The following is a 12,418-nucleotide window of genomic DNA, read 5'->3' as shown; positions in this document are numbered from 1 at the left end:
ACCTGTGAGTTTATCTTAAACACTATTTTTTTGAGTAATAGTAAGATGCACCAACCTTAGTTACATTCCACAAAATTACAATTGTGTTTTACATCTTATTTTTTGTAAAATCAAACTATGTGAAATTTAAAATGAATATTTAGAGGGCGTTGAAAAGCGGTAACAAATGCTACTTTCTTTATCCTAATCACAAATGTGTATCTGTAAAATATGCAACTTTTTCTGTCTACTTTGTAAAAAGCGGGCTCCACATGTATCATACCTTAGTGCTTGTTTAATTATTCCAAATATTGAAGACCCTGTCAGAAAAAAAGAAGGTCAATCAAAATAAAATAAAACACACACCACAACATCTGAAAATAGAAAAACTAGTGGCATTATAGCCTTATTATCAGATTAAAGAGAAGCAATCACTTAAGAATTGAAAAGCTGTAAAAATCGTACACATTAATTTTTACCAATAAAATATTATGTAATTTTTAACAGGGTCGTTTCTGGCATTGGATGGCCGCTAAAGAGTTTTAAGCCGTATATATTAAAAATATTTTTGTTCAACCCTCATAAAAAACAACAGTATGTACCAATCAACACCAACACTGAATAGTATCAAGACATCAACATATGGTCCTCGCCCCATTACCATTGCCAATTCAACCTCAGAAAAATCTATTGAGGTTTCTGAAGTAGAATTTCACGCTAATTTATCACAATATAAAAGACTAAAATCACCTAAAAATGGGTTGTTGATCATCTTCAATTTAAAGGATGGCATCAATTACCGTTCACTTTCAACTGGAAAAGAACATCTTTTGGGAAGCTTCCAAAGTATTATGGTGACCAAGAATCAAGATATTGATTTGATGTTCCAAAAAGAAAGCAATTGTCATTTTTGCCTCATCACTGTGGCTAAATTAGAAAATTTGGGAAATTTCAAAGCTGATTTTTTACATGCTAATTTTCAGTCACCTAGCAGCGATCATTGTTGGTATACAGGAATCCCCAATATCAAACTTTCTGACTTTATATATGACCTGATGAATCTTAATAGCTCTTTTTCTGAAAATGAGCATCTTCTTTTAGGATATACCAATATTATTATTGGTTCAAAATTGGCGGAGTTTAATCATTATATTAATGATCCTAAAAAACAGGTAGATTTAAGAAATGACGAAATTGATCGTATTCACCAATGCATTCAGTTTATTAAAGAAAATTATGCACAACAACTTGATGTAGATATGTTATGTTCAAAATCTTCTTTGTCACCTCAAAAACTTCAAACAGGCTTTAGAGAGTTCTATGGTAATACGGTGAATTCATATATCAAAAACTTCCGACTTCAAAAAGCTGAGGAATTAATGAGGACTACAGAGTTGAATGTTTCTCAAATTGTCTATTCTATAGGTCTCACCAGTAGAAGTTATTTTTCCAAAATTTTTAAAGAAAAATATGAATTGTCTCCAAATGACTACATTAAGAAATTTAAATATCAAGTTGCATAAAAATTATTGTCCATTAAAATTAAACTCCAGTCTGAATAGGTCTGGTAGTTTTTTTATGTCAAACTCCAAAGTTGTGATAATGTATTAACAAATCACGGGATGAATTATTTGTTTTTCGATCAAGCCAATCAGCTTTTTAAAAATAATCACTTCAGCATCAATCTCTTAAAAGGTGCGTTTGTTTTTTGGCACATTGTTTGTATTCCTAGAAACATATAAAAAACAAACACTCATGAAAAAATTAGCTCTACTTCTTACTGCAGTGTTCCTTATCGGGACCTCGGTAAACGCAAAAATTACCAACATTGCTAAAGACCGTTCATACAATAAGGGCTACTCTAAGGGGTACGGTAATTCCTTTATTTTCACCGAAGGTGGTATTGAGTTTTCTGTATTCCCTGATGGGCAGTTTGACTTTTATGCTCCAAACTACGGTCCAGAAGCCAACGTTTCAATTAACACTCCTAATGTTTCATTCAGTTTAAACACAGGTTATGATTATAGCCCGTACGTACAATATGACGATTATGGTGCCATTGTGCAGATTGAAAATATTCCAATTTATTACGATTATTATGGACGAATCATCCAAGCAGGTAATGTTAACATACACTACAATAGCTATGGCCGTGTGAACCGTGTTGGCGGTTTATATGTTTACTATGATCGTCACCAAAGATTCACGCACTACTCTGGTTACATTAACGTGTATAACCGTGTGTATGTCAACAGACCTTGGCACCGCTATTACGCAATACCAGCGCGTGACTATTGTGTGGTTTATGCCAGACCCTACAGGCAATATTACAATCCTGTAAGACACCATTACTATAGACCTTATTATAGTAATTATAGAGAACCTTTAAGGTTTACGCCACGACGTCAAAGTGCAATCAGTTCAGGCAGAAGAAATGCCGTTGCAACCAACTCCCGCGTCAGTGACCGTTACCGTCAGGAAGCTTCTCCGCGCAGAAGTACTTCTACAAGTACACGAAGTAATGCGAGAACTACGGGTACTGCAACACGAGGTACGGATACAAAAAGAAGCGCTGAACATTCAAGCGTTAACCGTAGCTCCTCAAGAAACGTGAATAGAGAAGCTACTGGAGGAACGGTAAGACAGAATTCATCAGAACGTTCTGTACAAACTACGAGAGGTAATAGGCGTACATCCAATGGGAATATTTCAAGATCATCAGATAGAAACGTTAAGGATCAAGGTAGAAATATAACCAGCAGCACGAGAAGTCAGATTACAAAATCTGCGCCGTCAAGCAACACTACCCGTTCTGGAAACGTCAATAAAAATTCGGTTCAACGAAAACCGAATACTACCCCATCTCGTACATATAACAGCGAGCGAAGTACCAATAGAAATGCTAGTGCAACGCGAAACAACACGAGATCAAGCACCCAAGGGAACAGAGAAGCATCGGCATCAAGGTCTAGATCTACACAAAGTAGAGGAAATTAATAAATTTATAATTTTTGGTTGGTTAGTTTGGAATGTCCTGCAAGTAAAGACCGTTGCAAGGTAAAAACTTTATAAATTAGCAATTAAAACAAGGTTAATTATTTGTTATTCAGATAGTTAATTCTTATTTTTACTACATGAAATTACAGAAACAGCCCACTTTAGCAGACACAATTTGTGATTTGCGAGCAAGAAAGATAAAGACAACGTTTTTCACTCAAATAAACGAGCTAATCGATTGGTATAGCATCGAAAAATTAATAGATGCCGATTATTCCAAAGGAAAAAGTGTTGTGGGCAAGCCTTCCTATAGCGGTCTGTTATTATTTAAAATGTGTCTTTTGCAAAGTTGGTATGGATTGAGTGATTATGAAGTAGAAGATCGATTGAATGACAGTATCTCATTCAGCTATTTTTGCGGGATGCACATAGATGAGGTTGCCCCAGACCATAGCACCTTGAGTAGATTTAGGACGGCATTGACAAAAACCAAAACCTTTGAGAAGCTCTTCGGTTCTATCAATGCACAATTGGAGGCCCACAAGATAATTGTCAAAAAAGGGATCATAGTCGATGCAAGTGTTATAGAAACACCGCTCCGCCCAAAAGGAAAGACAAATCACGAGGTGACCGAAGATCGCAGCGAAGAAGAAATAGCAGTAAAAAAGGAGTATGCTCAAAGTGTGGATAAAGATGGTACTTGGCTAAAGAAAAGAGGAAAATATCACTTTGGTTTTAAAAAACATCACGTTACAGATGATGAAGGACTTGTGTTGGGCGTATTGACTACTACTGGAAGTAAAAATGAGATTGCCAATTTAGAAGAAGTACTGGAAACAGTGAACATAGATCTACCAAAGGACATCCCATTAAAAGCCGATAAAGGCTATCAATCAAGGAAAAATGCGGAAATATTAAAAAAACGGAATCTAAAGAACCATATTCTAAAAAAAGCTTACAAAAACAAGCCGTTGACCAATTGGGAAAAGAAATTCAATAAACTAATAGGTAAAACCAGATTCAAGGTAGAGCGCACTTTTGGAGGAATAAAAAGGTGGTTTAATGGAGGATTGGCAAGGTATCGAGGGATGGCAAAAATGCATACTCAAAACCTGATGGAAGCAATATGCTATAATTTGTATCGAAGTCCTGGGATAATTGCGTCCAATTGTAAAAATTAAGAGAAAAACATCAAGAAATGACCAACAAAGACAATAAATAGAGCAAAAAACTACATTTTTAGACAAAAACTAAACAGAAATCCATCTAAATAATGGATGTAAGTAAATTGTTGAATTTTGCAACGGTCTTAAGTAGTATGCCCCAAAGCACCTTGTAGGATTTTCCTTTTAATATAGAGTCGCTAAAAAACTTTCTGAAAGCACATCTAAAGAACAAAGATTGCTAAAGTACCTAAAAATCAATTGGCAACTAAAAACCGCCTTCTACTTTACTCTCAAATATTTTCGTATGAGCGCGTTGATATCCTCTGAAACCTTCATCTTAAATATGATAAGTACATAGATTAACGTAATCAAGGCCGATTTTAGAGCAATATTTACCACCGGATAAAATGGAAACTCCCAAAAGTAGAATAGTACAACCATCAACAAGAGCAGTAGCCCAACTTTTCCCGTATCTATCGTGAAAGGCATCATATTAAATTTGCGTTTTACAAAATAGATTTTAATTGTGTTATATACCGCGACCGCTAAAAACGTTGCAAATGCTGATCCGTTTATTCCAAACATCGGGATGAAGATCATATTCAACACCACGGTTAGAAGGGTTAAAATAACTCCAAAAAGCAGCACGACCCTATAATAATCGCTGTTGAACAAAACTACATTGTTACAGGCCATCAAACAATCATAAAGCTTTGCCATACTCACCAAGAATACTACGATTAGTCCGCCGCTAAATTGTGGCGGAATCGTATCATAAAGTGAATTGATATTCAACACAATCAATAAAAAAATAAGTCCGCCAATAATGAATAAGGTTTGTGAACTCCTCACATATAAATCTTCCAAGGCTACTTTGTTCTTCGCATTGAGGTATTGTGCTGTTAACGGTTGTAATATCTGTTGCATAGCCCGTGAAGGCACCGCGATAACTGTTGCTATATAAATGGCAACGCCGTAATAGGCAACTTTTTCGATAGGAATATACATCCCTAACATAAAACTATCAATATCCAAAATCACAGTCGCGATAGACCCTGCAATGATAATCAGGAAGGTATATTTTAATATGGCGCTCAATTTGTCAATCCTGCTGAATTTAAAAACTGGCAACCGGACGCTAAAGGCATAGAACATCATGATAACCATCCGAAACGCATATACGCCAATTACTCCCGCAATAAAGGTATCTACTGAAATCCATTCAAAATAGACGCAAAATAACAAGATCATAATACCTACACGATGGAAAACTTCTTTTAAGAAATTCCCAAAAACGGTCTGCATCTGTGTCTTTGACCACGCAAAAAACACCTCAAAATACGCCATGACAATGGCAGCCAAATAGATATACCATACATAATCACCAATAATATGATTCTTTTGTGACAGTAAATTTGCAATATTATCATAAACGATCGCACCAATCAATCCTGTAGGAATGATGAGTAGCAAGGGCAAAAATAACATGAGCGTCAAGAAGCTATTGAGGGAATTTTTGGTTTTAAACGTGGAATAGAACTTAACCATAGTATTGTGTGCGCCAAAAGCCATCAAAGGCATCATGATACTGGCGGTAGACAACATAAAGGAAATCAAACCGTAATGCACGTCAGAAATAAAGAACACGTACAAATACAACGTATTCAAAGCGCCTATGGCAAACCCGAAGTAGGTGGTGATGGTATTCTTAAAAGATTGGCTGGTGACTATTCCCATAGAGGTTTAAAACTCGAAGATAAGAATTTTGCGCTGTAAGGCAAGTCTCAGATCAGTTCGGCTAATTTTTTCGTTAATGCTTTTCTGCTGAACTGCTGCAAACCTATAGGATTTGTAGTTAAGGATGAATTTTGAAATGCTTTAAAACAAGATAGAAGATAGTCCTTTAACTCCGCTTCAGCATCATAGTAGAAATAACGACCGGTATTTGTGGATTTAATTATGCGTTCTACATCTGAATCTTTTGGTCCTACTGAAATGATAGGTGTTTCAGCAACCATATACTCAAATAACTTTCCGGGGATAATAGCTTTGGTATCTTCTGAATCAATTTCAATCAACAACAAGAGCTGCGACTTTCTCTGATAGGTCATCGCTTCACTATGATTGACATAGCCTACGATATCTATATTTTTTTTGGGAATAAACTGATGGATGACATTAAGGACATCGTCACTGACCACACCAACTAATATCAACACAAACTCTTTCTTGAAATCTTCATGTGCATTGATAAGTTCACCTAAAACTTTCCATAATACTTTAGGATTGCGTTCAGACAATAAAGATCCAATATGCGATAAAGAGAAGTTGGTGTCTTTATTTAAATCTTGAAGTTGCCGGTAGTCGTAACCGTTTGTAATTACCGTAACGGGCTGCTCAGATTTGGTCACAAATTCTTTTTTGGTATTTTCACTGGTCACGATGATATGATCCGCGGTGGTGAGAACTTGTCTCTCCATACGCTCATGCTCTTGGGCAGCACTCGCACTAAGTTTTAACTTTTTATGATAGCCTATCGTGGTCCATGGATCCCTGAAATCAGCAATCCATCGTATTCCCAATTGTGCCTTTAATTGCAAACCAATTAAATGAAGACTATGAGGCGGTCCTGTCGTAATCACAATGTCTATATGCTCCTTTTGAATAAATTCAGAAAGATAGTTGACCGACGGTTTTACCCAAGCTTTCCGAGCATCAGGAATAAAATAATTCCCGCGAACATACAACATCAGTTGCTGCATAAGACTTTGCTTTTTTTCTTTTGGAATAACCCCAGAGCTGATCGTTTGGGACGATTTTTTTGATAAGAATTCGGCTAGTTTGTAAGGCTCTGTAATCGGTTGCTTAAGAATGGTGACTTCTTTGGGAATCTCATCCAAGAGTGTTTGATCCAAAATAGGATAACTCGGATTTTCAGGGATATAAACTATCGGGTGGATGCCGTAATCAGGAAGGTATTTTACAAATTTTAACCAGCGCTGTACCCCAGGGCCTCCTGCAGGTGGCCAATAGTAGGTAATAATGAGTACGCTTTTCCCGCTTTGTCCTTCGGACGTCTCTCCCAATGGGAGCGTATCATCTTCTGGTGTCATTTCTTTTGATTTGATAGAGGAATCCAGCCAAAATCAATAACCCAAGTAAAATACTGCTTGCCAGAGCAATGGTGCTTCCGGTTTCAATAACCTGCGGCTCAAATTTAAACTCGATAGTATGTTGGCCTTTCGGAATTGGCATACCTCTCAATACGTAATTGACACGGTAATGGGGTTGTAAAGTGCCATCTATATAAGCATTCCAACCATCCACATAATAGATTTCAGAAAATACTGCAAATCCATCATCAGTGTTAGTGGAGTTGTATTTTATATAATTTGGTCTATATTCTAAAACATTGATTGTTGCCGTAGAATCAGTCTTGAATCTTGCCGCAGACAAGTCTTGCGTCGATACTGCTTTTATTTTGGTGTTTAAACTATCTAAGGCAATCATTTCCTCATTGGTTGAATCCAGCTTTTCCAATTCTGAAATGAACCAAGCATTGCCATTGGCGTCTGTATTTTCATAGGGGAAAACACCGCCTTTCTCATCATCCGCAATAATGTATTTGGTATTGAGCATGTTCAATACATTCATATTATTTTTGGCGATATGAAAATCAAAAAGCTCATTATAACGACCTAATTTTGCCGCATGATAACCACTCAGCGAATTGTGGAAATAAGAAGCTCTTGCCGCACTAGAGGCCACATCAAACACCCTAAAGTGTCCATCGTCTTTCATGATTTCCAAATCGGCAGCATTAGCCTGATACGGTTTGCTCACCTGTAGTGAAGGCACAAAGTTTTCACTGTTGACATAGCGTCTGTTCACGTTTACCAAATCAAAAAGAATCAATACCGCAAATACAATTACAAGAGCATTTTGAGAGAGTTTCTTCTTTAAAAACAGCCAAATAGTGCCTGCAGAAAGTATCACGAGAATTAATGTACGCAACGTATCTGTTGTAAACATTGCTTTTCTATCTGCCTTCAGAGCATCTACAAAACTTTGTCCATATTCGCCATAGGCCTGTCTGTAATAACCATCATTTGCACCAACAAAATCAAAAGAGCCCTTAAATATTAAAAATAACATGGCAATCCCTCCTGATATGCCTACAGCCATTTTTAATGCTTTCAGTTTTTCCTCATTCTTTTCAAAATCGTTGAACAAGCGTACCAAACCAAAAATAGCCAACACAGGAATACAAAGTTCCAAGACCACTTGAATGGAACTTACCGCCCGAAATTTATTGTACATGGGCACGTAATCGATAAAGAAATCGGTTAAAAAACCTAAATTCTTTCCGTAAGATAATAGTAAAGACATGATAGTAGCACCCACGAGCCACCATTTCAAACGGCCTTTAACAACAAAAAGTGCAAAAACAAAAAGGAAAAGCACTACGGCACCAATGTAAGCCGGAGCCTCCACAATAGGTTGATCTCCCCAATAAGTGGGCGAGCGTTTCACTTCTCGCAAGGCCTCCACAGGACTGGCACCAACACTGGTATAAAATTTATACATTTCTGAATCCTTACCTACATCTTCTCCATTACCACCACCTAGCAGACGTGGAATAAAAAGGTTGAAAGTTTCCAAAAAGCCGTAACTATATTCGGTGATATATTCTTTATCTAAACCCGTGGTGACATCCTTAGGAGTCCCATCAGTATTAATTGTCAATTCGCTCTTACCACGTGTACTTTCTTTGACATACTCTTGAGTAGCCATGATATTGGTCGCATTTAGTCCTATAGCTAAAATGACTGCAAAAAACATAATGCCAACCGATTTAAAAAAATGCGGTAGGATTTTCTTTTTATACGCATCAACTAGATAGGCGCCTCCCAATATCAAAACCAGCAACAATAAATAATAAGTCATCTGGTAATGATTGGCACTCAACTCTAGTGCCATTGCGACTGTGGTCACTAAAAATCCGAAAACGTATTTCTTCTGAAAAACTAATAGAATTCCACTCAAAACCAGCGGCATATATGCAATGGCATGAGCCTTACTATTATGTCCAACGCCTAAAATAATAATAAGATATGTGGAAAACCCGAAAGCTAAAGCGCCTAAAGCGGCCAATTTAAAATCGACTTTTAGTGTTAGCAATAAAATGTAGAAACCTATAAAATAAAGAAAAAGATAATCTGCAGGTCTTGGCAGAAAACGCAAAACAGAATCTAATTTTTTAATATAGTTGTGGGGATACTTTGCTCCTAATTGATAGGTTGGCATGCCTCCAAAAGCACTATTTGTCCAATAGGTCTCCTCACCTGTTGCGGCTCTGAAATCAGTTTGCTGTTTAGACATCCCAATATACTGCATGATGTCACTTTGGAAAATTTGCTTACCACTCAAAACCGGACTAAAATAAGCCAGTGAAAGTGCTATAAAACCAATAATAATTAGGAGATGTGGAAGGAACCTTTTTAGTGACAAAGCCATGAAGTATTGCGATTGTTTGATTGCGGGAAATTAATCAATTTCTTCGTAATCGATGTACTCCCCTACTTTTTTATCAGAAGTTTGGCGTTGCTGTGGTATTTTGTCAATCACTGTTTCACCATCCTTTGGACGATTCTTATCCTGTTGCTGTTGTTGCTGTTGCTGAAATTGGCCACCAAAGCGTTCCTGCATTTTTTTGGACATATACCGCACAAAATAGGGAGCGAAAAGTCTCATAAGAATCTTTACGCCATAATAGACCAATAAAATAATCAAAATGGTTCTTAAAAAACCTGTAAAGGAAGCCATTTGCATGATGAAAATGAATTTTTCCCAAAAGTACGATTCTTCACAATTAAAAGTTGTTTTAATTACTTAAAAAAAATATAAAATATCCTTTTTTGAAATCTTGTAATCATCAACAACAATTCACTGGCATTACTTTCTCTACTTTTTTCAATCGATTAAAATCAATTCAAAATCAAAAAAAATATGTAGTTTTGAGCCTAATCGAGAAGAAAATGAAACCTATCAAATTTTCCGTATTATTTTTAATTTTCACCTTTACAAATTTCGCATTTAGTCAATATACTGAAGTCATCAATTCCAACCGCCCAGGAGTCTCTCAAAGTGCATTTGCTGTGGGAACAAACGTTATTCAATTTGAAGTAGGGCCTTATATAGTGAAAGAAGAACATTCGCTTTTAAAATATGATGTTTCTGGTTTTGGGGTTGATTTTGCAGCACGTTACGGTTTACTCTTTGAAGAACTTGAGCTCAACGTACAAGGCACCTATCAAAACGACACTAAAACACTAAACTCCTCGAGCATTCCTTCAGAAACAGATCGGTCCAATTTTAAAAACTTGACTGTTGGCGCTAAATATATGGTTTATGATCCTTACAGAAATGCAGCGGGAGAAAAACCAAACTTATACAGTTGGAAAGCTAACCGTCAGTTTAAATGGAAATCTCTAATTCCGGCTGTGGCCATTTATGCTGGTGCCAATTTTGACACAAAAGACAATTCTTATACCGCACCGGGTATTGAAGGTTTCAGTCCAAAAGTAGCCGTTATATCGCAAAATAACTTCACAGGAGGTTGGGTGTTTGTCATCAATTTAATTAAGGACAGAATTGGAACAGATTATTCTGATTTTCAATACATCTTAACGCTAACCCACTCTTTCGATCCTAAGTGGGTAGTTTTTGGAGAAGCACAAGGAATTGAAAGTGATTTTTATGCCGATAATTTGTTTCGTTTTGGAGGCGCTTACCTGTGGAGCAAAAACTTCCAACTGGATACCGCTTTAACTTTTAATACAAAAGACACACCCTCTGTCTTTGGGGTGAATTTCGGAATGTCCTACCGTTTAGATTTTCATCAAGATAAAGAGATTGACAATGGAAATTCTGCCAAAGACGAATTGAGACGCCAAGAACGAAGAATCCAAAAGAAAAAAGAAACCGATTTCGACAAGGACGGCAATTTATAAGACCACTTTATGATTATAATTAAACAAGTAAACTCCCCAAAGGATTTAAAGGCATTTGTGACATTTCCCTTTAACCTTTATAAAGACTCAACAAAGTGGGTGCCTCCAATTATCAAACAAGAAATGGAAACTTTTGATAAGAAGAAAAATCCAATCTTCAATGATGCTGAGGCAACCTTTTTCTTGGCCTATAAAAATAACGAAATTGTAGGTAGAGTCGCCGCAATTATCAATTGGCTGGAAGTAAAGCAGCAGATGCAAAAGAAAATGCGATTTGGATGGTTTGATGTGATAGATGATGTAGAAGTCACTAAAGCACTTTTAGAGAAAGTCCATGAGATTGGCAAAGCAAATGATTTGGATTATGTTGAGGGTCCCGTAGGCTTTTCAAATCTCGATAAAGTAGGTTTGATGACCGAAGGTTATGAACATTTGGGCAATATGATTACTTGGTACAACTACCCTTATTATGTAGATCACTTTAAGGAATTGGGCTACGCAGACGAAAAACTTTATTCTGAAAGTCGCTTTCCATTTGCAAACGTCAAAACAGAATTTTTCCTTAAGGCTCAAGAACTGATCAAAAAGCGCTATGAACTTAAGGCTTTAGGTTTTACCAAAACGGAAGAAGTAATGCCTTATGTGGATAAAATGTTTGATCTTTTCAATCAGTCCTACGCATCTCTGTCTTCATTTGTCGCCATTACAGATATTCAAAAGGAATATTTTAAAAAGAAATTTATCAGCTTTGTCAATCCGGAATATATCAAATTTGTAGTGGATAAAAATGACGAACTAGTCGCTTTTGCCATTGTAATGCCTTCGTTTGCGAAAGCTTTACAGAAAACAAAAGGAAAACTATTTCCTTTTGGTTTTACACATATTCTTCATGCTAAAAAACACAGTAAAGATGTTGTTTTCTATTTGATTGGCATCCATCCTGAATATCAGAACAAAGGTGTGACTGCCGTTATTTTCAATGAATATTATAATGTATTTACAGAAAAGGGCATCCTCAACTGCATTAGGACACCTGAATTGGAAGATAATTTAGCCATTCATCAAATTTGGAAGCATTTCAAACCTGAGGTTTTTAAAAGGCGAAAGACTGTGAGGAAGGATATACGATAAACAAAATACCAAATTTAAAATCACAAATATCAAAGCTATTACGCAGAGTTACACAAAGTAGATTTTACTAAAGACTATAAATTACTACTACTAAAATTTGTAATTATTTAAGTGTTTAAAACAAAANAANAC

9 protein-coding genes are annotated in these 12,418 nt (G+C 36.3%); 5 read left to right on the top strand and 4 right to left on the bottom strand.

Annotation, left to right across the window (positions count from 1 at the left end):
* Positions 1 to 575 precede the first annotated feature (575 nt).
* The 3 genes from A9996_RS18125 to A9996_RS18115 all read left to right on the top strand — a co-directional run bounded on the left by A9996_RS18125 (position 576) and on the right by A9996_RS18115 (position 4,157).
* Positions 576 to 1,502 (top strand): helix-turn-helix domain-containing protein, encoded by a 927-nt coding sequence (locus A9996_RS18125; protein WP_066438641.1) that lies wholly within the window; start codon positions 576 to 578, stop codon positions 1,500 to 1,502.
* A gap of 232 nt (positions 1,503 to 1,734) precedes the next feature.
* Positions 1,735 to 2,976: a hypothetical protein gene (locus A9996_RS18120; protein WP_066438639.1), complete on the top strand. Its 1,242-nt coding sequence runs from the start codon at positions 1,735 to 1,737 to the stop codon at positions 2,974 to 2,976.
* 137 nt (positions 2,977 to 3,113) lie between these two features.
* A complete protein-coding gene (locus tag A9996_RS18115; RefSeq protein WP_066438634.1) occupies positions 3,114 to 4,157 on the top strand; it encodes an IS5 family transposase in 1,044 nt (347 codons plus the stop codon).
* 264 nt (positions 4,158 to 4,421) lie between these two features.
* Here the strand turns inward: A9996_RS18115 and A9996_RS18110 are convergent, their stop codons facing one another.
* From A9996_RS18110 to A9996_RS18095, 4 genes are read right to left on the bottom strand one after another with little or no spacing between them, the layout of a single operon-like run.
* Positions 4,422 to 5,879, bottom strand: a complete 1,458-nt coding sequence (locus A9996_RS18110) for an MATE family efflux transporter (RefSeq protein WP_066438632.1) — start codon at positions 5,877 to 5,879, stop codon at positions 4,422 to 4,424.
* Between the two features lie 47 nt (positions 5,880 to 5,926).
* The gene (locus tag A9996_RS18105; RefSeq protein WP_066438630.1) at positions 5,927 to 7,255 is read right to left on the bottom strand and encodes a glycosyltransferase family 4 protein; all 1,329 of its coding nucleotides are present in this window, start codon (positions 7,253 to 7,255) and stop codon (positions 5,927 to 5,929) included.
* Positions 7,239 to 9,659, bottom strand: coding sequence for a YfhO family protein (locus A9996_RS18100; protein ID WP_066438629.1), 2,421 nt, complete (start codon positions 9,657 to 9,659; stop codon positions 7,239 to 7,241). The genes A9996_RS18105 and A9996_RS18100 overlap by 17 nt, the downstream gene beginning before the upstream one ends.
* Before the next feature lie 30 nt (positions 9,660 to 9,689).
* Positions 9,690 to 9,974, bottom strand: a complete 285-nt coding sequence (locus A9996_RS18095; RefSeq protein ID WP_066438626.1) for a DUF4834 family protein — start codon at positions 9,972 to 9,974, stop codon at positions 9,690 to 9,692.
* A 206-nt stretch (positions 9,975 to 10,180) separates the two neighbouring features.
* Between A9996_RS18095 and A9996_RS18090 the strand changes: the two genes are divergently transcribed.
* On the top strand, positions 10,181 to 11,155 hold the full coding sequence (locus A9996_RS18090) for a transporter (RefSeq protein ID WP_066438625.1): 975 nt from the start codon (positions 10,181 to 10,183) through the stop codon (positions 11,153 to 11,155).
* 9 nt (positions 11,156 to 11,164) lie between these two features.
* Complete coding sequence (locus A9996_RS18085; protein ID WP_066438623.1) at positions 11,165 to 12,286, top strand: GTP cyclohydrolase; 1,122 nt, start codon at positions 11,165 to 11,167, stop codon at positions 12,284 to 12,286.
* Positions 12,287 to 12,418: the final 132 nt, after the last annotated feature.

This window comes from Gelidibacter algens, assembly GCF_001678675.1.
Taxonomy (GTDB): domain Bacteria; phylum Bacteroidota; class Bacteroidia; order Flavobacteriales; family Flavobacteriaceae; genus Gelidibacter; species Gelidibacter algens.
This window is presented reverse-complemented; position numbering and strand designations above follow the sequence as displayed.